We start from the raw sequence: 22,469 nt of genomic DNA, 5'->3' as shown, positions 1-22,469 counted from the left end.
AACCCCCCTATTCTACAAAGTCTTCGGCTGTAATCGTAGACAGTTCCTCAGCTGTCGCTTCGGCCTTGGCGCTTAATCGCATGGCATGAATTCTTATTGCCTTCTCAACCAAATTGCGCACCAGACGTCCATTGCCGGCGCTCATATGCCCATGATAACCCGCCAATATGCCACGCAGCTTATTCTTCGCTTCCTGTACCATGACATAACCCTGCGATTCCACCATGATATGTGAAATCTGCAACAGTTCCTCCAACGAGTAGTCGGAGAACGTAATGATGTTCGGAAATCTGGATCGGAGGCCGGCATTCTGATCGAGGAAGCGTTCCATGTCTTGATCGTAGCCAGCCAAGATTACGACAAGCCTGTCCCGATAATCATCCATTGCTTTCACCAGGGTATCGATCGCTTCCTTGCCATACTGGTCTCCCTCTGCCAACGCGTATGCTTCATCCACGAAGAGCACCCCGCCAAGCGCCCGCTCGATAACTTCCTTCGTCTTGAGCGCTGTCTGGCCGACATAACCGGCGACTAAGCCGGAGCGATCAGTTTCAATAAGAATATCGGTCTTGATCGCGCCTAGCTCCTTCAATCGGCGGGCCAGTATGCGGGCAATCGTCGTCTTGCCCGTACCCGGATTCCCCTTGAATATCATATGTAGCGTCTGTGCCGATGCCTTCTGCAGCCCAAGCTCCTGTCGGCGTTTGGCCACTTCAATCTGGGCGGACAGGCTTCGGACAAAATCCTTGACCGAAGCCTGTCCCACGACCTCATTCAATGCGCCTAGCGCATTCACAGTATCGCCGGCAGAGCTCACTTCCTCCACTATGCCAAAATCGACCGCAATCAGCTCATTAAGCTTGTCCGACGCAATTTCCGGATGCTCCGCCAGCCGCTCTGCCTGCTTGCGAATAGCCCCCTCCAGCGTATTACGGACAAGACGGCCATTGCCTATATCCTTCTTGCCAGATACCTGCTTCTTATCGAAATACATGCGCAGTAATTCGCTCACATTCGAATCAATCACGAAGCCGCGCGACTTAATCATAATGGAAGCGATGCGCTCCATCTCATTGGCCGTATAATCAGGAAATTCAATTTGCAGCGGGAAGCGGGAAGACATACCCGGATTGACGCGAACGAATTTCTCCATATCTTCCGTATAACCGGCTAAGATAACGACAAGATTATCTTTATGCAGCTCAATCAAACGCACGAGAGTATCAATCGCTTCTTTCCCGAAGCCGCCCCCTTGAACGCCATCCTGCGCAAGAGCATAGGCCTCATCAATAAACAATACGCCGCCAAGCGCCGATTCCACCACAATTTTTGTCTTGTTTGCCGTATGGCCTACATACTCCGCCACCAGATCCGAGCGATCGACCTCGACAAGATGTCCTTTCTTCAAATATCCCATTGAACGAAGCATGCCGGCGAGCAGTCGAGCCATTGTTGTCTTGCCGGTTCCCGGATTGCCAGAAAAAATCATATTGATGGTTTGACCGGTATCGACATGAATGCCTGCTTCCTTTCGTCTCCTGTCTACAATCAGCTGCTTCTCCAGCGCTCGGACGAACGACTTGACCTTATCCAAGCCGACAATGGTAGCAAGCTCTTTCTCAATATTAAAGGCTTCCTTCGCTCCGATTCCAAAATCATCACCTGTGAGAAGCTGCAGATTCGCTTCGTTTGACGACAATCTGCCTAGACGCACAGACTGCTTGCGTACAGACTCTTCGAATAAATTGCGAACAAGACGGCCATTGCCGCTGTCGTTACGGCCGGGAATCTGTCTCTGCTCGAATAGTTCCAACAGCCCCTCATGCGCATTCTGTTCAATCGCGAAGCCGTTCGAATTGGCCATCCGCAGTAGAATTTCCAGCATATCAACCGGCGTGTAGTCTGGAAATTCGACGATAAACGGAAATCTCGACCTTAACCCTGGGTTTGACCGCAGGAAGGTTTCCATCTCTTGCGTATATCCTGCGATAATGACAACCAAGTTGTCGCGATGGTCTTCCATGCCTTTCACAATCGTATCAATGGCTTCCAGGCCAAACGTATCATGATCGTTGCGGGCCAATGTGTACGCCTCGTCAATAAACAGCACGCCGCCAATGGCTTCGTTGATTTTGGCCATGGTCTTAGGTGCTGTGGAGCCCACATATTGACCGACCAGATCCTGTCTCGCCACCTCTACCAGTTGACCATGCGACAGCAGGCCCATTGCTTTTAAAATACGGGACACCAGGCGAGCTACCGTCGTTTTACCCGTTCCTGGATTTCCAGTGAACACCATATGAAGCGCCATCGTTACAGTATTGTGGCCTTCCCGTGTCCTGCGCTGATTGATTTGTACAGTCTCAAGCAATTCCTTCATGAATGTCTTTACCGTCTCCAAGCCAGTTAACTGTTGAAGCTCTTGCAGCACATCATCAATGGACTCCGTGCGGACAAATGATTGTGCCCTAATCGGAACCTCTATTGAAGGCGTCTTCACGAAGAAAGAGTCATTCTCAAACTGAATGGTTACCCTTTCATGGAGATGGATCTCGTTTCTTGCACGCATGCCCGTGACCGCCGGTACAAGCTCCTTGTCTATCCAAAGCTGAATAGCCTCTCCAAACGTTCTGTTCATAGTGGCCATTCCTGCCAATGCATGAAGTACGGAAGGAGTAACGTCGATCGATATCTGTGCTTGCTCCGACAAACTCTCTGCCGCCTTCTTCATCAAGTACTCCGCAATTTGCGCTACAGATCGATCATCCAGGGTTAACGAGATTGCCGCCGTCCGAATGCCTTGCAAGATGGATACAGGAATTTGCCCCGTTAGAGCGGCCGGAATTCGGCCATGTTCCTCGCGTTCGGCAATAGGATAATCCAAATAAAAAACTAGAAAATAATTGGCCGCGCTAATTCGCACACCTTCTTTGTTGCGAAAACTGCCCTCGGTTGCAAGCTGTCCGATGAACCCGAGAATTGAAGAATCCGCCTCTTTAAATCCACGGAATATGACTGTGCCCTCCGCCTCTTGAAAAGCAGCAGACATATCGCGAATGAAATTGCCCGAAATTTCGTCCGCTTCATAACGGCTCAGATCGATATCTGCCGCTTGCCCCCTGGAACTTAGCTTATGCGCATGCATTTCCCTGACCAGCAGTTCAAGCGCCGTCATCTTGCCCGTACCTGCGGTGCCCGCCAACAAGATCGCATTGCGTGCTTGTCCCTCGCGTTCATGGATATATCCCTGTGTATAAGCTGCAATCAACTCTGTCACTAAGGATTGCTGCCCAATTACTCTGCCGTTCATTTTCGTTGCTGCTGCACGAAAAATTTCTTCAATTTGTGTGAAGCTCAGCTTAGCTGTTGACGCACTTGAGGGAGGCGCCGGGACCCCTGACGCAGTCGACTGCACGCCCGAATAGCCGCTTGGCGGGGGTGAAACATTGCCTGCTCCAGATGGCGGACTGTAATCCGCCGCCGTATCTCTGCCGGCACTTACCCTTGTATATCTCTGCTGGTCGTTAGCCTGTGCAGACTGCGAGGCTTCCCTGTTTTGATTAGGTGGAGACGCAGACTCTTTAGGGGCGAAAAAGCCATTCTTTCGAATCAATTGAAATAATTGAATTTCCGGAAAAAGAAATCGTAATATTCCTTTTACACTTCTAACTAGAATGCTCATACGTATGCTATCCTCTCTAACGCTGGAGACAGCTCTATTTTTCTACATTGTAACATAATATTTGCCAAAGAAGTTCGTTGTCCGAGACTAATGTACCATTATAATACAGGACTTTGTGAGGATCTTTTTCTAACTGGACCAAGATTGTTGCCGATGGAACGGTCAATCGAATTCGCGCTGCCGCCGGATAAGCTTGTTCCGGACAACGAATTTGGCCAATCACCAAAGTCGTCCAGATAGCCCCGCAATCAGACACTACGAAGAGGCTGTCCCACCAATGGGACAACCTCTCCAGTTGTTTCTTGTCCACCCACTAAGAGGCAGCTTTTATGGCAGGTACAAGCGGTTCGATGGCACAATTTGCTTCGACTGACTGCTGCTTGACCACGACAGTTGAACGACCGCATCGAAGACATTATCATAATATTCCAATTTAATGTTGTATTTCTGTCCGGCTGTCAGTGTGATCGTTCCGCTATTCTCAGTGAGCGCATGATCCGTCCAGTTGTCAATGACCAGCACGTTATTCACATATAACCGCACTCCGTCATCCGTATTGGTATAGAAGGTATAGGTTTCCGTATATTGAGGTTTAATAAGTCCCTTCCAGCGCACGCTGAATGTATCGGGATCAACACCGGATGCAGGGCTGCCCGTACCCCAGTTAAAGTTGATGTTGGCATCGGTGCGTTCTGCCATCGGACTCGTGAAATCCATGTTATTGAAATATGCGCCACGCAGTCCGTTAGCTTCAACTGTAGCGCTGGCCTGGGTGGAATTCGCGCTTTCTTCCGGACCGTCTACAGCGCTGACAACATAATAATAGGTCATATTGTTCGGGACGATATCATAACGGCTTGTTCCCGTTACATTCGAAGCGATTGTCACATAAGGGCCGCCGCTTGTTGTGGAGCGTTTAACATTATAGGCTGTTGCGCCGACGGAAGCGGTCCAGCTCAATGACACAGAGCCCACACCGGCCGTTGCTGTGAGTCCGGTAGGTGCTGCCAGACTAGAGGCAGGCACAGCAGGGTAGAACTGGCGCTTGGCAACCAATCCATAAGACTGACTAGGGCTGGACCAATATAATCTAGTGATTGCGTAATCGGTGTCGTCATAGAATTCCATAACGATGTCATATTTCTGCCCGCCTGTAAGCGAGATGCTTCCAGTGTTGACATTTGAATACGGATTATCGTTCCAATCGTCAATAATCAATTGGCCGTCGACCCACAGTCGAACACCGTCATTTCCAAGCGCCGTAAAATCATAGGTTTCGGAGTACAGCGGCAGCACCTCACCTGACCATCTTACACTAAATGTGTCAGGGTCAACGCCAGCTGCCGGACTGTCCCATCCCCAATCGAAATCAATCTTGCCGTCAACCCTTGTCATTACGAGATCTGTGAGATCCGCATTGTTATAATATTCCGCATAAAGCCCAGTGCCTAAAGGCTGGCTGAAAGGCGCTTGAACCATTCCATATCCATAGGAGCTGTCGCGCCCTGGAACGCCCAGATCATAGGCTGTTTCAATAAGCTTATTCCTGATCTGCACATTCGTATACATAGGATTCTGCTCCATATACAAGGCAGCGATTGCGGCTGCATATGGCGATGCCATTGAGGTACCGGACTTCAACGTATAGGAGTTGCCGATTGCTGTGCTGTATACGGCTGTGCCCGGCGCAGTCAACTCCAGATGAGAACCCTTATTGGAGTCTGTACTCCGCTCATCCGATTTATTTCCATTAGCGACCGCGATTACAGATTCATAACCGCCCGGATAGCGTGTAGGATCATCGCCGCTGGAGTTCGTGCTATTGTTCCCCGCAGCAGCGAACAACAGAATGCCGTTCTCATAGGCGGTATCGCATGCTTCCTCCAATGTCGGTGCATCGGTCGTTCCGCTTAAGCTCATATTGATAATATCGATATCGTTGTCGATGGCCCAATCAATACCGTCGATGACAAACGAATAAAGGCCTAAGCCGTCATCTCCAAGCACTTTGACCGAGTAAAGGTCTACATCTGGTGCAGCACCTACTACTCCAACCGTATTATCGAGTGCCGCGATAATTCCAGCCACATGCGTTCCGTGCCCATGAAGATCGCCATCTGTACTGCTGACCGTGTAATTAATTTTGCCCTGAATGTTCAGATCGTCATGATCGGCTATCCCAGTATCGAATACAGCGACCTTAATATTATCGCCTGTAACGCCATTTGCCCTGCTTTTATTCGCTTGTATGCTGCCGATTCCCCAGTCAGCTACTTGAGCGTCTGCTTGAATAATGCCATCCTCTTCAATCGAAAGAATGGATTTATCAGCAATTAATTCCTCAAGCTCCTTCTGAGTTACGGTCATCGCTTCCGCATTAATATGCTTGAACTTCTTATGGTTCTTATACTTCTTCTTGCTCGCTTTTCGCTCCGCAGCTACCTCGGGCTTGTACTGTACGATGATCCTTTTTTCTTCCGACGGATTTTTCAAGAGCTGCTCGTCCACAAACTTTTGCGGTTCTTTGGCGATTGCCGATGCCGGACCGGCAGCGGCGATGGACAGAGACAGCATTGAGGCGACAACTGTCCATTTCATCAACTTGCTTAACATAATATTCCTCCCTTGCAAAATTGGTAAATACATCATTATATATATCAACCAACTGCCTATTCTGACAATAGGACCGATACATAGCAGTTTCCAATACAATAATTTCCAATTCAAATTAAAAAAGTGAATGTTCATCGATATGATTCATTAAAACCATAACCACATTATCATTAGCAACAAAATGAATAGGAATTTTGGTGCTTTTAATAAAATCAAGAATATAAAGACTCATTTTTATATAAGGATTTTGCTAAAGCTTAGCGAATAGAAATGATTAATTTCCAAATAATTATATAATACAAACGCTTTCACAACGAGAAAGTTATAAGCTATTATTAGATTCTACGCCGTTATTCATTTATATAATTACTTTTATTTACATTTATATTTTTCTAGTGTAAGGAATATGACAAGATTAGAAGGGGATAGAACTATACATTGGGCTTCATTTGCCCAGCGGAGAGTTTCACGTTTATGTCGGGGATACACAGCAAGAATTATCTACCGTTTTGGACAATGGTTACTTCAAGAGTAGTAAAAAAAGCGCAAGTTTGAGGGTCATTTCGCCCTGTCACTCGCGCTTTTTGGTTCATGCTCACCAGTTCATGTTCGGTCTATGCCAAACTTGCTTCTTTGGTATCCGATAAGCCAAGCGCCCGCGCTGTTGAGGTATGAATGTCGTTGATAAGCGCTGGGTTCTGCAACAGTGGCACACCATAAGAAGGAATCATTTCTTTTATTTTTGGCTCCCACGCCTGTAGATGTTGCGGGAAGCATTTCTTCACGATTTCAAGCATGACGGAAACGGCGGTAGAAGCACCCGGAGAAGCGCCCAGCAATGCAGCTATCGAGCCATCAGCGGCACTGATAACTTCCGTACCGAATTGAAGCGTTCCTTTGCCAGCAGCAGTATCTTTAATAATTTGCACTCGCTGGCCCGCCAGCATTAATTCCCAATCCTCGATATTGGCATTCGGGATAAATTCCCGTAAAGCCTCTATTCGCTTTTCCTTCGACAACATAACTTGCTTAATCAGATATGATGTCAATGGAACGTTTTTCACACCTGCTGCCATCATTGTTACAAGATTATGCGGCTTTACGGAAGTTAACAAATCAAACATGGAACCGAATTTCAAAAACTTTGGCGAGAAGCCGGCAAACGGCCCGAAGAACAACGACTCTTTCTTATCGATAACCCTTGTATCAAGATGCGGAACAGACATTGGAGGAGCGCCCACCGAAGCTTGGCCGTATACCTTTGCACGATGCTGCGCAACAATTTCCGGTTTCTTGCACACCATAAATAGTCCGCTTACTGGGAATCCTCCAATTCCTTTTCCTTCAGGAATACCGGATTTTTGCAGTAAATGCAGACTTCCTCCCCCGCCGCCGATAAAGACGAATTTCGCAGTACGGCGTTCGACGGTACCGCTATCGACATTCCGCACCTTCAATTCCCACGAGCCGTCGCTAGCACGTTTAATATCATCAACATTATGTTTGAATTTTATATCGACGTTCTTCTTCTTTAAGTGGTCAAACAATATGCGCGTCAAAGCGCCAAAGTTGACATCCGTTCCAGATTCGATTCTTGTTGCCGCAATAGGTTTATTCAATGTCCGGTCTTTCATCATAAGTGGAATCCATTCCGTCAGTTTGTTCGGATCATCGGAGAATTCCATCCCTTGGAACAGAGGATTGTTAGACAGCGCTTCATACCGTTTCCTTAGAAACGTTACATCTTGTTCCCCTTGCACAAAACTCATATGAGGCACTGGCATGATAAAGTCCTGCGGATTTCGTATCCGCTTGCTGTTTACAAGATAAGACCAAAACTGCCTTGAAACCTGATACTCCTCATTAACTTTTATAGCTTTGCTAATATCTATGGAACCATCTGACTTTCCGACCGTGTAGTTAAGCTCGCAGAGTGAAGAATGCCCCGTTCCCGCATTATTCCATTCGTTAGAGCTTTCCTCTCCTGCGGTTGCGCGCCTCTCCAGCACTGTGATTTCCCAGTCCGGTACTAATTCCTTCAGCAGTGACCCCAAAGTCGCACTCATGATTCCGGCACCAATTAAGATAACATCTGTTTTCGTTTGTCTGTTGCTCATGTTTACCGTCCTTATACCCTAAGATTTGCAGAAAGGATGCAGGCGCTCCAAGTAGGAGCCACAGCAAGCCAGGACTCGACCTCATCACACATCTATTCTGGATCAACTATAATGTGAATCACTATGATTATTAGAATAATAGATTAACTACTATTATATGATAGTTATAAACGATTTAAAAGCCGGTAAATTTCGGGGCGAACGAAAGACACCCGATTAGGCTTAGACATAATGCCGGGCGTACACAGTAAAGCGCATGCCGATGCCGGCATGCGCTTCTAAGGCTGCGAGAGCCTCTTATTCTTCTTTAGTCGTTTCCGCATACTTCTTGAAGTTGTCCAGAATCGCCTGCCATCCGGCTTGCTGCATCTCTACAGCATTGGTCTCTTCCGCTTCGAATGATTCGATGACTTGCGTATCGTTGTCTCGGCGAATAAACGTGATCTTCACTTTTCTGCCGTCGCCAATCGTATAGGAGATACTCTCGTTAACGCTCACCTCATCGTATACTCCGCCGAAATCAAATCCAAAGCTGCCATCCTTGGCTTCCATTCTTGAGACGAATTTACCGCCGACCTTCAGATCATTCTCGGCGTATGGCGTGTGCCAGTCATCGGAAGGTGAGTTCCATTGTGTGATGTGCTTCGGCTCTGTCCAATATTTCCACACACTTTCGACGGGGGAATGAACGATCGCTTCCACTGTTAACGTTACCGGATTACCTGTTCCCATTACACAACCTCCTTGGTGGATAAAAAACACAATTTACCTGCACCTATTATAGCATGAAACGACAGTTAGATTTCTTTTCGATTGCTATAAATGATCCCCCCTCATCATTCACCGTCCCTTCTTGATTTAAGTCAATGACCCGATATGTGCCTCTGATTACAATGAAAATAAATCATGTTATTTAGGAGGCTATCTTATGACGATCTCAGTAAAAGAACGATCCAATCAGCGAAACTCCGCTTTAACCGCCGGCATTTCGCTTATCATCATGGCGATTGCCGGTTTTTTTTCCTATGGCTTTGTCCATGGAAGCCTTGTTGTGCAAGGCGATGCCAGCGCCACATTCAACAACATCGCAGCATCAGATATCCTTTTCAAGGGTGGAATCTTTAGTTGGCTCATCATCCTGATCACTGACATTCTGGCCGCCTGGGCTTTATATGTGTTTCTAGAGCCCCTTCATAGGAGCCTTTCATTACTCGGTGCATGGCTCCGTCTTGTCTATTCGACTATATTGGGAATTGCCATACTGAACTTAATCGTTGTGCTGATTCTCACGAGACATACAAACGATTTCTCCTCATTTACAATCGAACAAATTCAATCCCTTGTGATGTTATTTCTGGAAGCATTCGAATCGATGTGGTCAATTGGCTTGATCGTTTTTGGCGGGCATCTGTTGGTTGTGGGCTATGTGGCTTTACAATCTGAGGGCATTCCTAAAGTCATCAGCATTTTATTGCTGCTGGCATCCGTCGGCTACATCGCCATTCACCTGGGCGAAACGTTTCTTCCACACTATGATGGCGCAATTGCCATACTTAATCTTGCCTTTTTTATACCCATGGTTGCAGGAGAGCTAGGCTTTGGCATATGGCTGCTGCTCAGAGGAGGCAAACTCCCCAAAGGCGCATGACAGCTTTCCTACACATCATTGGTATGGACCCGTTTCTTAATTCTGCTTAATGACTCTGGCGTAATGCCAAGATAACTCGCCAGTTGATACTGGGGTACACGATGGACTAGCTGCGGCCTTTTTCGCAATAGCGCTTTGTAGCGTTCTTCGGGCGCTGAAGCGATAAATGAAGTCCATTCATCGTGTACCTCACCCAGGTTTTCTTCAACCATCTTGCGCACCATCGTTTCCAACTGAGCGTGTTTGTGAAACATGCTGCTCTCGGCATCAAGATCGCCAACAACCAATATACAGTCCTCTAGACATGTGAGGGTGTACGCAGATGACTTATCTTGTTGATGACGATTGAATATCGAGACCGCCTGCTCTTCGGTATAGAAATTGGAGGTCACTTCTTTTCCCGTCGTTCCATCTATCGAGTACTGCCTCACACATCCCTTCAACACGAAATAACATTGTGCAGGGACATCCCCTTGTCTTAGGAGCACCGTTCCCTTTTTAAATTCTTCAATAAGGATATCTTCAGCAATAGCCTGTTGTTCCTCATCGTTAAGCGATGTAAATTGAGTCATATACTTGAACAATATGCTTTTCATTATTCTCTCCTTTCATCGCGCACATGAGGTTGTTATGGCTAATCTCAGCCTCCTCATTCCTGAATCTTCCAAAGCAGAGCTCTGCGCATTCGCTCGAAGGAACTGCCAAATTACTACACTTGGATCAATGCGAATCGTTCGTTGTTCGACTAGCTTTAACATGTTTAAGCTGGGCCACGATGATGACGCTAATGATGACGAGAAGGAACCACGAGCTGATCTTACTGAAACTAACAAGCTTCCAGCTTTCGTGCTGATCAGGGTATTTCCAAGCACCCAACAATGTGGCTATGTTCTCCGCTAACCAGATGAAGACACCTACAATGATAAAAGCAAGTGTTAAGGGCATTCGATACGTTATCGACCGTACACGATATATGATCCAGGTTTTCCAGAAAACGATGCATACGAGCGCCATCAGCCACCAACGAAAATCGGGAATAAAATGATGGGTGAAAAAGTTCAAATAGATGGCTCCGCCAAGCAGCATCGAAGACGCAATCCCAGGCCAGCCGGTCATGTCCATCCGAAGTCTCCGCCACACCTGGCACATGAAGCTTGCTACACTTGCATACATAAATCCGCTATAAAGCGGGACACCGAGCAGCTTCGTATACCCAGGCTCAGGGTATGCCCATGACCCCATCCATACCTTATATAGCTCCAGCACCAAACCAATAAAGTGAAATACACAGATGACTTTAATTTCATCGCGTGTCTCTAATCCGCTGCGGTACATGAGGTATTGCACGCCAAGCAATACGAGCAGGATCGCATCATAACGATGTATCCAAGGCACCTCTATTACGCTAGAGAGAGCTAACGTTCCAAAGATAGCAACAGGAAATATGCAGCTCATAGCCTGATGATAGCCGAAATGCAGTAGTTGTATGATCGGTTTCAATACGTTTATCTCCTCTCCCTATCTCATTAATGTACAATTCATCTGTATAAATGACATCATCAAATTTTGAAGAGAGCGCCCAAGCGTGTCCTCTTCGGCTGTATCCATATCCTGACTTACAAATAGTTCGGAAACACACCTGGAATCGGGAAATCATGTATTCATATTTTCCTTCCGACAAATTATTGAGGGCACCCCGCTACAGGATGCCCTCTTCTAGAAAACAGGCTTATAACTCCACCTTTTTCTGTGTCTATTTTCAATTATCCTATAATTCCAAGCACATAGGTATTGCTTCCTCTATAGCTTGAAGTTCTATCTTATTTCACCAATTCCATTTTTAATGTCATTTGAGATAAGGTTTTCCGTGCTATCTGCAATGGCAAGTTTTATCGGTATTACTAAACTCCTTACTCGAAATCTATAACTTCAATTAATCCTAAGTCCAGCAATATTAAACATAGCAGACTTAAGAGTCTATACTTCTGATTTATTATATAATGTTCTTCCTGAAGATTAAAAATAAATAAATTTGTATCTGAGAAATGATCTAAACTATACTCGGCTACGCCTAATTGTTTCAATGCATTTTCCATTTCTGTAACTGCCATTTTAATAGAGTCCTCTGTAATCTTACTTTGGTTTATCTTTTGATTATTTAAATACTGTTTTAGTTCATCACCTGTTTCAAATGATAGTTCAAAAGAATTCTCAATGAAATTAGAGGCAACAAAACTTTCTACACACGGATAGCTTAGTAGTAATAAGCCCTGTCTAAAAAAACCATTGTTTTCTCTTGAACTACTCAAAGACCTAATTAAGTCTCTTATTAGAACAGAATCGGTATTTGATTTAACATCTCTATCAAAAACATAGAAGATTGCAGCACGGTCTACTGGAAATTGGTATTCTTCGATTAGTTTTTCAAACATAGAATCCAAGAATTCATCAGTCTCTTTAATAAATGAGATCGCAGATTCTTTAGTGTTAATAACGAATACTGAAGATTGAATTCCTTCTTGTTCGTTGAACTTCCCATACTTAAGCATACGATCTAACTTTTCATATTGAAAATTAAAAATCCGAGTAAAAATTTTATGCAATAAGTAAAATTCAGTTCTCAAGCCCTCGACAATAAGCAGCACTTTCCCTATGTTTTTATCCTTATTGATTTTAATCAAACTTCATCATTCCTGTATACTGGAATTCCTCCAAAAACCCCGCTCGTGTACATCTTCTCAAGATTCTGAGCTACTCGCGGCTGCTCAGTTGAGAATCTTTTTAAAGTACTCCCTTCAATACCCTTAAAATCTACGGCATATATCTGATCTGGTCTTAGAAGTGTATTAGAAAGTAAATTTGTCGAGTGAGATACTATGAAGAGTTGCGCGTTCTTAGAGTTCTTCATAAAGTAATGAATCAGTAGTTCTTCTAAAAAATTATGAAGACCACTACTGAACTCATCGACGATTAACATTCCTCCATTTCTAACGACATGAAAGAAGGGTGGCAATAGTCGTAACAACTTCTGATTTCCCAATGACTCCAAAGGAAACGGTATGGGTTCTCCAACCCCTTCACGCTTGAAAAAAATATCCTTTTCTTCAAGTGTTTCTATCCTTGTAATTTTACCGGAACTTGAGTTCGAATATTCAATTCTTTGATTAAAATTAAATTGCTTAAAGAAATTATTTATTTCATCTGCTCCTTGGCTTTCCAGATACTCTTCAATTTCTAAGTCTAACTTTCCCGGGGAGAAGATCGTTTCCTTATACCCATCCATGTAGACTGAGTGCATTAGAAAATCAAACCATTCCTTTAATACACTCTGATTTCTAAACTTTGTATTAAAGTAAATTTCTCTTAGCAGTAACGTATTTGCGTCAATATCGTTATAAATATTGTTTTCGGTTATTTCTGATTTAGCGCTCTGCCCAATTCGATTTAAAACAATATTATCTTGAATAGATAAAGTTTCTACAAAGCTTTTCTTATCTACCGCATACTCAATGTAATATTTAATTAGGGTATTCGAAAATTCAAATTCATACTCTAAACTCAATGATTTTTCAGATGAAAATAAACATCTTTCCAACCCCATATTAACTTTTCTTTCAGCAAATAACAGGTCAAATAAAACTTTTAACGCACGAATTGCATTTGTTTTACCTGATGCATTTGCACCCACAAAGAAAGTTCCTTTTAATGTATTGTTATGTACGTTTGTGTTTGATAACACTTTATATCCTGTTACACTTAAATCCACTGTAGTTTTAGTTTTAAATGAGCGATAGTTGTTCATCGTTATTGTCCGTAACATTAGCTGTCACTCCCTTCTCAAACTATTTTACCCCACTTCGTAAAAAATATGCACACATTTTTATTCTATCGTAATTTTTTTACCGCACAATCCATCCCGCTACAGGATGCCCTCTTCCTTCATCAGTCCATCAATTGACAACAAGCTCCATAATCTTCGCCACACATCGACCCAGAGAAAGCTTATTCGTTTCTACGATTACATCTGGATCAAGAGGCTCTTCATACGGTGAATCGATCCCTGTAAAATGTTTAATTTCACCGGATCGCGCTTTGCGATATAGACCTTTGGGGTCCCTTTGCTCGCAAACCTCCAATGGACATTGAACGTATACCTCAATGAAGGATTCCCCCACCAGAGAACGAACTTTATTGCGAGTTGCCCGGTAGGGCGAGATTGAAGCAACGATTACATGATGGTTTGCATCCAGCAGAATTTTGGCAATCTCACCCATTCTTCTGCCAGCTTCAATCCGGTCCTCCTCACTGAATTGAAGGTCTTGGTTAATCCCCTTTCGCAGAACATCGCCATCGAGAATATAACCATTTGCAAGCAGCGGTTTCAGCGCATTCGCAATCGACGTTTTACCTGAACCAGAAAGTCCAGTCAGCCATATCAATTGTTTCACTATATTCATTCCCCTAATTATTACTTCGTTCGTATACTCCTGCCAGCGAAAAAGTGTTTAGCGGCCCCAATCATACTTCTCGCCAATCAGCTCAAACAATTGCCGGTTCGGTTCTTCGAAATACTCGTACAACCACTTCAAAGTTTCAGCGGGTATGTCGCTCGTATAATCACCCTTATTCAGCTGCTTAAATTCCGTCAGCCCCCATGCCGGCATGCCTAAAAACTCCCACGCCCTTTGGCAGCATTCGGCGGTTTCCTGAAACAATCTTTCACTGTTCATAATGAGGAGCTGTTCAGGGGGAAAATACTGCAGCCATCTCTCCAACTGCTCCGCGTATAGACCACGTTTCAAATAAGAGAAGTGGATACAGTTTGCGCTCCTGTAGCTGGGGTCCTGCACCATTCTTTCGTATTCATCCTGCACTCTGGCGCTCTCGGCGAGCAATGCCTCTGGGAAAGACAGTTGCTCGAATCCCTTTCTTACCATCATCTGATAATGGGAATAGGCCCTGTCAACAGGATTCCGCAGCAATACAATCAATTTCATGTCCGGCAGCAGCTCACGCACCCTGCTTGGTGTTTGGGGATGAAACAAGTAGTAGGGACTAGCCTCCCCCGTTATATCATGTGCGGACAGATCGGATGGAAAATGCTTCTTGTACCAATCAAAGCCGTGATCATACTGCTCGTCAAAATAATGAATTTCCTTAACTACAGCCGCTTTCATGTTCGGATGCTGAGTCAAGTAATGGTATAAGGAGGTGGTCCCTCCTTTCTGTGTCCCGATAATCAGAAAGGCCGGCTTGGTTGTCGTGTTATCAAATAATACCGTTTGAGCAGATCTCACCATCTCAATTCCACGTTTACTGTTTACGAACTGAACATGCCGGATGATACTTTCATAATCGGCTCCCGGTGGAGCGATCGCCAGGCAACGCTGCGCGTCGCGGCTTGCTTCTTCTTGCATGCCAAGCTCTAGATAAACGGATGAGCGTAATATTTTCACCGAAAATTCGCTATAGCCGTGTTCAAGCGCCTCATTGAAATGCTTCAATGCTTGTTTAAAGTCCAGTTGCTGTTGGCTTCTGCAGCCCATCCGGTAATTGTATTCAGGGATATATGCGTTCGTCATGCAGCTCTTCTCATAGGCAGTAACCACATCGCGTGAAGCCCCGCTTAGCTTAATCTGTCCATCTTCAAGCCAGATGGCCTGATCGCATATTTGTTGTGCCTGCTCGCCCGAATGACTAACGAATACAATCGTTTTGCCTTCGCTCTTCAGCCGCAGTATTTCATTCATGCACTTCTTCTGAAATTCAAAATCGCCGACCGCCAGAATTTCATCCATGAGCAGAATATCCGGCTCCATATGAATGGCAACGGAAAAGCCGAGCCTCATATACATGCCGGAGGAATAGTTTCGTACTGGCATATCGATGTACGGCTCAAGCTCAGAGAACGCAATAATACTATCCAGCTTGGACTGAATTTGCTTGCGGGTAAATCCGAGAACAGAGCCGTTAAAAAAAATATTTTCCCGGCCAGTGAAATCAGGATGGAAACCGGCACCAAGCTCAAGCAGTGTTGAAATTTTACCGTTTATTTTCACTTCGCCGGAGGTGGGATGCAGAATTCTGCAGATCAGTTTCAGAAGCGTGCTTTTACCAGATCCGTTCTTGCCAATTAAAGCTACGCTGGACCCAGGCGGCAGCTCCAAATGAATATCGCGAAGCACCCACATTTCCGTGGACGGCTGCGGATCGGGATTGAAGATTTTGTCCTTTATTGTATTCCTCTTCCCGCTTAGTTTGTTGAACTTCTTATATACATGATGCAATTCAATTGCGTTCTTCATGGTGGATTCTCTCCTGCTTATGCCCATTATACCTCCTCAACCACATTTCGCTGCAGCAACGAAAAGAGGGCCACTATTGCCGTATTCAATACAACCAGCACGAGGATCATTGGAAGCAGCCCTCCGAAATCCGGCCATTGTCCATACAAGAACAGGTCCCGATAGGCATGTATAATAGGGGTCATTGGATTATAATCGAATATCCATCTGAATGATTCCGGGATGAACGACACTGGGAATAGAACCGGCGTCAGATAAAACAAAATCGTTATGCCTACTTGAAGAATATGCTCCAGATCACGCAAGTAAGCAGTTCCCAACGAGGCCAGCATTACAATAGGTGCAATAAGCAGCGATTGTATGAGCAGAACGATAGGAAAGGCAAACAGCGCCGTTGTTAATGGAACCCCGCTGAGCCAAAGCGCCGGAATCAGAATGGCCAGTGTCAATAGATAGTTTATCAAATTGCTGCCAATGACCGCTAACGGAAGTATTTCTCTTGGAAAATACACCTTCTTCAACAGCTCGGCGTTGTTGATGATGCTTCGCGCACCTTGCGTAATCGCCTGCGAGAAGTAATTCCATGGCAGCAGCGCGACCAATATAAACATAGGGAAATTGGGAATATCCGATTTCATAATCGATGAGAATATAAAGCTGTATATGCCTAACATAAGCAGCGGATTCAGGAATGTCCAGAAGAAGCCCAGCACAGACCCCTTGTATCTTGCCCGCAGGTCTTTCACTACCATATTCCGGAACATCTCTCGATAATCATATATTTCCTTGATATGTGCCAGCAGCTCCCTCACCTTCGGCATGCGAAAGGAAAGCTTCATCACCTTCCGCAGCGCATAACCGCTCCCTCGCCAAACCACGTATAGCAGAAAGGACATCAGAAGGACGATTGCTGTGACAACAGGTACATACAACCAAGGATTGCCGTGGACAATGTCCCATGGACGTATTTGGTATAGGAGTTCAAAGAAAACCAAATGACTTAAATACAGGCTAAAAACCGACGAACTGATGAAAGTAAGCAGCCGTGCAGAGCCTGCAGAAATGAAATCGAAACGGATTTGTTTGCACCAAACAAATAATGCTGCAGCTATAATCAATACAGGGAAAGAGGTATAGTTGCTGAAATAATTTTCCAAATGAGCGAACTGGCTTGTCATCCAATAATTACCTAGCACAATGATTAGATACGCCCCGCAGCCACAAGCATACAAGAGCCGTCTCCTACTAACCGCTACACGGGTAACAGATAAATAATAACCAAGCAGAAAATAACCGATATAGCCGGTTAAATAAGGAATCTCAACTCCCAGCCCCCAGCCTGCCATACCGGCAATGGTTGCTACATTGGGAGCCACGAAGCACGCTGCGCAAGCATATAAAATCATCGTTTCAGAAGCATGCTTAACAACTATGCGAAGCAGCGGAGTGATGGAATAAAGAGCAATGAGCATGTACACAAACCACAGGTGATAGTGAATGCTATTCCCGATCAAGCCTCTGATGAAGGCATCCCACTCAAAACGATGGAGCTCATGCCGAATCCCCCACAAATAGTAAACAAAGCTCCATATTACAAACAGCGGAATTACGCTGCCTAATCTTTTCATATAAAACTGCTTGGCCGTCTCGGTTCTGCCCGGGTCAAGTAGAAACATCCCGCTGATCATAACAAAAATTGGGACACTCCACCTGACAGCAGCATTAATGAAATTGGCCGTCCACCAAAACCGTTCTTCTCCTATAATATGCAAGATTCCCATTGTCGGCGCTGTCACATGAATGAGCACAACACCGATTATAGCCGCGATCCGAAGAACATCGGGATATAGCAATCTGGATTTTACCATGATGCGCTTCTCCTAACCCTATTTCATCACTTCAAGCATGTGCAAGGTCCGTTACCTGCCCCGATCCTATTTGCGGTTCAAGACCCGCTTCAACAGCTTTTTCCCTTGCTGGATGACATTCCGGGCAACAAGCTGGACACTCACATACTTCTCAAAGTACTCGTTGCTTTCAGCAAACGGATTTTCCACACGGTACGGAAGCTCCGGGACGTCGCGGTAGACGATGCGGGAATTGCGTTTAATCGTCTCACCGCTCTGAAACAGATCATACGACCACTGCTCCTTGCCAAGGCTCGATTGATCCGCCTCTTCCAGCTGCCTGACATAGTTGTCACGCAAGTTATAGACACAATTGGTCAAGTCAGGAACATACTTTCTGATCATGCCTTCGTTCGCGCCTGAATCGAATCCGGAATAGTGGAAAAACCGCAATCTTTCCCCATTCACTCGGTATGTACCCGAGAACACCAGCTTGCGCTTGGATAAATTCCAAGGGGCGACATTATACCCCGGGTGCTTCAATATATGAACATCGAAATAACATGGCGCGAGATCAATCCACTTCTGGTCGGTGAATATTCCTCTCGGTATATCGTCATAGCAGAACATGGACAACCGGCTGGCCCACCATGCTGCAAAACGCTCCGCTTCCTCCGATCTGGAAATCGCCAGAAACCCCAGGTTGAACACCCCGTGCTGCAGCGCGCTAAGCTCATTGTCCATAACAGCGTCCATAATATCCTCTGGATGGCATAGATGCGGCGTCAGCACAATCGCATGCTCATGCAGGGCATCCTTCAACTCGGCAAGCTCATCATACACTTCAATATCCGGGTCCAAATAAACAAAATGATTCTCATCGGCATAATGCTTCAGCAAGTAAATGAACAGCTGCCCTTTAACTGCTGTGGCCGCCTCGACAATAGAATGCTTGAATATAAATTTATCGAAATGCTCGAAACCGAGATCCTTAGCCAGCACCACCTCGTCAAAAAAAGGATACGCCTTGGCCGCAGGGTGAATCTCCCGCTCAAGCAAACAAACGATGACACGAGCATCTGGGTTTGTTCTTTTAACAGATTGCGCCAATACCATCGCTTTCGGCAAATAATTGGCACAAATCGATGTCGTAATAATCATAATGAGAGCTCCTCTTAATCAAATGATAAGTGATTGTATTCCAGCACATATCGCGCTCGATCTCCCGACACATAGCCCAAGACTTCCCCTGTATTGAACAGAAGCGCCCGCAATTGTTCTTCACCTTGCAGCACCTTGCCCAGCTCGGGATGCGCATGGATGGTAGCCGCAATATTCCCGCTTAGAGGCGATGTGAGCACAGGAACACCTGCAGCAATGGATTCCTGCAGCGTATACGAATAGCTCTCCGGCACAATCGACCATAGCAGCACTAAATCGATGTCATGCTTGGCGAGAAGATCAGGCGCGGCCATCTTCCCGTCTTTTATAAAAGAATACGGGTGCATGACAACATGCTCGGAATAATTCTCCTGGGAGCCAACGTGATGAAATTCATATAACTGCCTCAGCTCATTGTCCTTGTACAGCCGTTCCCATAGCTGCCAGCCCTTATTGTCCATCCTGTAGCCCAGATAAGCGAGCCTTATTTTCCGATGAACAGGCGTTGGCTTGTGGACAATGGATTGTTCCGTGAAATTCAGGTGGCCCTTGACCGTTAATTTATGATGAACAGTATCGCCATACACAGCCGCAACCGTCTCTCTGACAAAATGAGACGGCACTACAACATGATCCGCCTGTGCCAATACAGCTTGGATCGCCTGCCTCCATTCGGAGAGCTGTACACTGTGCCGGCAGCTCAAGCAAATCGGGGCTACACCGCCGGACGAAGCTGCAATGTCGGGAATGCAAGATCTTCGCTGGCTTACCTGCATAATACTAACCGCTGATTTCGGTTCAAACTGCATATGATAGCTGGAGCAAAGTGTAAAAAAGTCGTGCATATAGAGGATGTGCAAGAAAGAGTGCTGCTGTTGGACGCTGCGGCATAAGGTTGTGTAGTCGCTTATTTGCCAGTTCAACAAATGGTGCGTATAGAGCGTCGTTAGTTGGATATGAAGCTTAGAGAGCCATTCGACGATATCCATGATGGCATGGAAGCCTCTAAATTGCCCGTCTGCAACGACCCCATAGTAAGCGCCGTTCTTCGTATCCAGCAACGAATAGCTTTGACCCGGGAAAATTTGAATAACACCTACATCATGGCGGACAAGATGCAAGGACTGTTCATAAATATATTTTTCCGTGCCGCCCATCGATCCCAAATAATTGGTATGGGAAATGACGATCGCATACTTCTTATCTATTAATTTGCCGGGTAAACCATCCGAGCGATTACGTCTGTTCCGCTGGACGGCATACCATTGCAGCGTAATCTTGGCCAGCCTCTTCACACTTCGTTTAGATCGTCTTGCCGCATCTCCCAGCCACCTTAAAGGTATCGTAACTCTCCACGACAACGACCCTGAGAATAAAGCAAGCTCCCTTCGATAGCGTTCGATCTCCTGATCTCTCTGCCTATGCAGGAGCAGCTCATTCATCAGCAGCTGGTCCTTTATTTGCAGCTGATCCTGCAGCTCCGCAATTTCAAGCTGCCTACTATGCAGCTGCCGGTTAAGAAGCCCGTGCTCGGCTTCAAGCGTTTCCTTATCGCGACAGAGCAGCTCCAGCGTATCCAGCTGCTTCTCAAGCTGATCGACAACCAAGCGGAGCGTCTCTTCCTGTTCTACATTGGCCATTTGAAGCTGTTCCATTTGCGTTTTCGAATGCTTCTCGGCCTGATCGGCAGCCAAACGAAGAGCCGCTTTCTCTGTATCCGCCATTTGGAGTCGCCCGATTTGCTGCTGAAGCCTCTTAATTACCACTTCATCAATCTGAAACGAGCAATCGATGTCGATGAGCAAGGTCGCACTTCCTTGCAGCGGCGGCAGGTTGTTTATGAACAGGTAGGGCTCCGCGCCAACACTTATTCCTAGCAACTTATTCGTTCCCTCATCATAATCGCTTAATGCGAGACAATTGACATACTCCATGCTGCCGCTCTTCAGCAGGTCTGCCTCTTCTTTTCCTTGTACAAGCAGTATTCGGGAAAATTGAATATATGGAAGCTCTTTAATGAAGTTTATCCGCAGAGCGGCTCCGAGCTCTTCCTTCAACTCAATCTGATAGGAGGCCATTGTCCTGGAAGCGCTAACAGTAATATACGTCGACTTCTCTTCCGTAAACTGCGCGTCGGCCCCGGCCCAATAAATTTGCATGCGATAAGCTCGCTTATGGTTCAACAGTTGAGCTGACTGTACCAAGCTCTCATAAGTGCTGCGTACAGCTTCATGAAGCATTTCACCGTTTAATTCGTTCTCGTCCCTCTCTCCGCTCAATCCTATTTGATAAATGTGTTTAACGATGGGAGGGACCGATTGCAGCTGAAACATTTCGTTTGTCGCAAAAGTGCCATGCCTTAATGTGCGGTTAGGCAGGGAGCTCATTCTATCCCGAGCCTCTTCATCGAATGGGATATTCAGAAAATGGCTGATTGCTTTGCCCGTTTCGACAGGCTGTTCAACTAAACGGTCATAGCTTACAATGATTCGTTTCTCGTCACGAGTGTGGTACAGACTGGACAAGACATGCAGCGTCCAAAGGGCAAAGGACTTCTCGTTAGTAAACCGATCCCGCTTCTGAAGAGAGGCTGCTACATTGAGCGGATTTCGCAAACATAGTATATATGAGGGGACAATATTCAATTCTTCAAAGATCGGCTTCCATAACGGCAGCAATAGACAGGTGCGCGGGTCCTTGAACCCCCATATCCGATGCTGCGAGAAATCTCTCGCAATAATAGCCTTCAGCTGCTCTCGGCTCGCAGCCGCCTCTTCAGACTGCCACCATTCTGCAGGCAATGGTTCTGTTGTATCCCAAGAGGAGGATAGACTGGCTAGCAGCTTCTCGTGAATATCCACGATCTCCGCATGCTCCCAGAAGCCCTCAGGATTGTCCTCACGCGGACCGATCATCTGCTCCTCGGAGCCTAGACAAACACCCAATGCTCTCACTGTCTTCGCTAGTAAGGAGGTGCCGCTTCTATGCATGCCCAGAATAATGATTGCTGTGTTCTTCATCGTTGTTGTACCTCCCGCGCAGCGACCTGCTAGTTCCTTTCAATCGTCCTGCTTATATAGCTCTACTTCACACACT

At 45.8% G+C, this 22,469-nt stretch carries 14 protein-coding genes; 1 reads left to right on the top strand and 13 read right to left on the bottom strand.

Going from position 1 to position 22,469, the window contains the following annotated elements; all coding sequences use genetic code 11:
• Positions 1-7: 7 nt before the first annotated feature.
• The 4 genes from L6H65_RS08110 to L6H65_RS08095 form a co-directional block, all read right to left on the bottom strand.
• The gene (locus L6H65_RS08110) at positions 8-3,682 is read right to left on the bottom strand and encodes an AAA family ATPase (RefSeq protein WP_236339995.1); all 3,675 of its coding nucleotides are present in this window, start codon (positions 3,680-3,682) and stop codon (positions 8-10) included.
• Positions 3,683-4,009: 327 nt separating this feature from the next.
• Positions 4,010-6,295 carry a PA14 domain-containing protein gene (locus tag L6H65_RS08105; protein WP_236339994.1) on the bottom strand — a complete coding sequence of 762 codons (2,286 nt, stop codon included), beginning with the start codon at positions 6,293-6,295 and terminating at the stop codon, positions 4,010-4,012.
• 614 nt (positions 6,296-6,909) lie between these two features.
• A complete protein-coding gene (locus L6H65_RS08100) occupies positions 6,910-8,412 on the bottom strand; it encodes a malate:quinone oxidoreductase (RefSeq protein WP_236339993.1) in 1,503 nt (500 codons plus the stop codon).
• Positions 8,413-8,709: 297 nt separating this feature from the next.
• A complete protein-coding gene (locus tag L6H65_RS08095; RefSeq protein ID WP_236339992.1) occupies positions 8,710-9,144 on the bottom strand; it encodes an SRPBCC family protein in 435 nt (144 codons plus the stop codon).
• A gap of 196 nt (positions 9,145-9,340) precedes the next feature.
• Between L6H65_RS08095 and L6H65_RS08090 the strand changes: the two genes are divergently transcribed.
• Positions 9,341-10,060 carry a DUF4386 domain-containing protein gene (locus tag L6H65_RS08090; protein ID WP_236339991.1) on the top strand — a complete coding sequence of 240 codons (720 nt, stop codon included), beginning with the start codon at positions 9,341-9,343 and terminating at the stop codon, positions 10,058-10,060.
• Between the two features lie 8 nt (positions 10,061-10,068).
• Here L6H65_RS08090 and L6H65_RS08085 read toward each other — a convergent pair whose 3' ends face one another.
• The 9 genes from L6H65_RS08085 to L6H65_RS08045 form a co-directional block, all read right to left on the bottom strand.
• Positions 10,069-10,656, bottom strand: coding sequence for a Crp/Fnr family transcriptional regulator (locus L6H65_RS08085; protein WP_236339990.1), 588 nt, complete (start codon positions 10,654-10,656; stop codon positions 10,069-10,071).
• A gap of 124 nt (positions 10,657-10,780) precedes the next feature.
• On the bottom strand, positions 10,781-11,560 hold the full coding sequence (locus L6H65_RS08080) for a DUF817 domain-containing protein (RefSeq protein WP_236339989.1): 780 nt from the start codon (positions 11,558-11,560) through the stop codon (positions 10,781-10,783).
• A 410-nt stretch (positions 11,561-11,970) separates the two neighbouring features.
• The gene (locus L6H65_RS08075; RefSeq protein ID WP_236339988.1) at positions 11,971-12,741 is read right to left on the bottom strand and encodes a hypothetical protein; all 771 of its coding nucleotides are present in this window, start codon (positions 12,739-12,741) and stop codon (positions 11,971-11,973) included.
• Positions 12,738-13,880, bottom strand: coding sequence for an AAA family ATPase (locus tag L6H65_RS08070; RefSeq protein WP_236339987.1), 1,143 nt, complete (start codon positions 13,878-13,880; stop codon positions 12,738-12,740). The genes L6H65_RS08075 and L6H65_RS08070 overlap by 4 nt, the downstream gene beginning before the upstream one ends.
• 130 nt (positions 13,881-14,010) lie before the next feature.
• On the bottom strand, positions 14,011-14,508 hold the full coding sequence (gene cysC, locus L6H65_RS08065) for an adenylyl-sulfate kinase (RefSeq protein WP_236339986.1): 498 nt from the start codon (positions 14,506-14,508) through the stop codon (positions 14,011-14,013).
• 57 nt (positions 14,509-14,565) lie between these two features.
• The gene (locus tag L6H65_RS08060; protein WP_236339985.1) at positions 14,566-16,365 is read right to left on the bottom strand and encodes a sulfotransferase domain-containing protein; all 1,800 of its coding nucleotides are present in this window, start codon (positions 16,363-16,365) and stop codon (positions 14,566-14,568) included.
• A 26-nt stretch (positions 16,366-16,391) separates the two neighbouring features.
• On the bottom strand, positions 16,392-18,233 hold the full coding sequence (locus L6H65_RS08055) for an acyltransferase family protein (RefSeq protein WP_236339984.1): 1,842 nt from the start codon (positions 18,231-18,233) through the stop codon (positions 16,392-16,394).
• 66 nt (positions 18,234-18,299) lie between these two features.
• Positions 18,300-19,373 carry a hypothetical protein gene (locus L6H65_RS08050; protein WP_236339983.1) on the bottom strand — a complete coding sequence of 358 codons (1,074 nt, stop codon included), beginning with the start codon at positions 19,371-19,373 and terminating at the stop codon, positions 18,300-18,302.
• A 14-nt stretch (positions 19,374-19,387) separates the two neighbouring features.
• Entirely contained in the window at positions 19,388-22,393 is a 3,006-nt protein-coding gene (locus tag L6H65_RS08045; RefSeq protein WP_236339982.1) for a sulfotransferase, read from the bottom strand.
• Positions 22,394-22,469 lie beyond the last annotated feature (76 nt).

This window comes from Paenibacillus plantiphilus, assembly GCF_927798095.1.
GTDB classification, from domain to species: Bacteria; Bacillota; Bacilli; order Paenibacillales; family Paenibacillaceae; genus Paenibacillus_Z; species Paenibacillus_Z plantiphilus.
The sequence above is the reverse complement of the archived record's forward strand: the minus strand, read 5'-3'. Positions and strand labels throughout refer to the sequence as shown.

Bases quoted from the DNA above. Each gene is read 5' to 3' on its own strand.
- L6H65_RS08100 (WP_236339993.1), bottom strand. From the start codon at position 8,412: ATGAGCAACAGACAAACGAAAACAGATGTTATCTTAATTGGTGCCGGA.
- L6H65_RS08090 (WP_236339991.1), top strand. From the start codon at position 9,341: ATGACGATCTCAGTAAAAGAACGATCCAATCAGCGAAACTCCGCTTTA.
- L6H65_RS08110 (WP_236339995.1), bottom strand. From the start codon at position 3,682: ATGAGCATTCTAGTTAGAAGTGTAAAAGGAATATTACGATTTCTTTTT.
- L6H65_RS08070 (WP_236339987.1), bottom strand. From the start codon at position 13,880: ATGTTACGGACAATAACGATGAACAACTATCGCTCATTTAAAACTAAA.
- L6H65_RS08045 (WP_236339982.1), bottom strand. From the start codon at position 22,393: ATGAAGAACACAGCAATCATTATTCTGGGCATGCATAGAAGCGGCACC.
- L6H65_RS08095 (WP_236339992.1), bottom strand. From the start codon at position 9,144: ATGGGAACAGGTAATCCGGTAACGTTAACAGTGGAAGCGATCGTTCAT.
- L6H65_RS08105 (WP_236339994.1), bottom strand. From the start codon at position 6,295: ATGTTAAGCAAGTTGATGAAATGGACAGTTGTCGCCTCAATGCTGTCT.
- L6H65_RS08050 (WP_236339983.1), bottom strand. From the start codon at position 19,373: ATGATTATTACGACATCGATTTGTGCCAATTATTTGCCGAAAGCGATG.
- L6H65_RS08085 (WP_236339990.1), bottom strand. From the start codon at position 10,656: ATGAAAAGCATATTGTTCAAGTATATGACTCAATTTACATCGCTTAAC.
- L6H65_RS08060 (WP_236339985.1), bottom strand. From the start codon at position 16,365: ATGAAGAACGCAATTGAATTGCATCATGTATATAAGAAGTTCAACAAA.
- L6H65_RS08055 (WP_236339984.1), bottom strand. From the start codon at position 18,233: ATGGTAAAATCCAGATTGCTATATCCCGATGTTCTTCGGATCGCGGCT.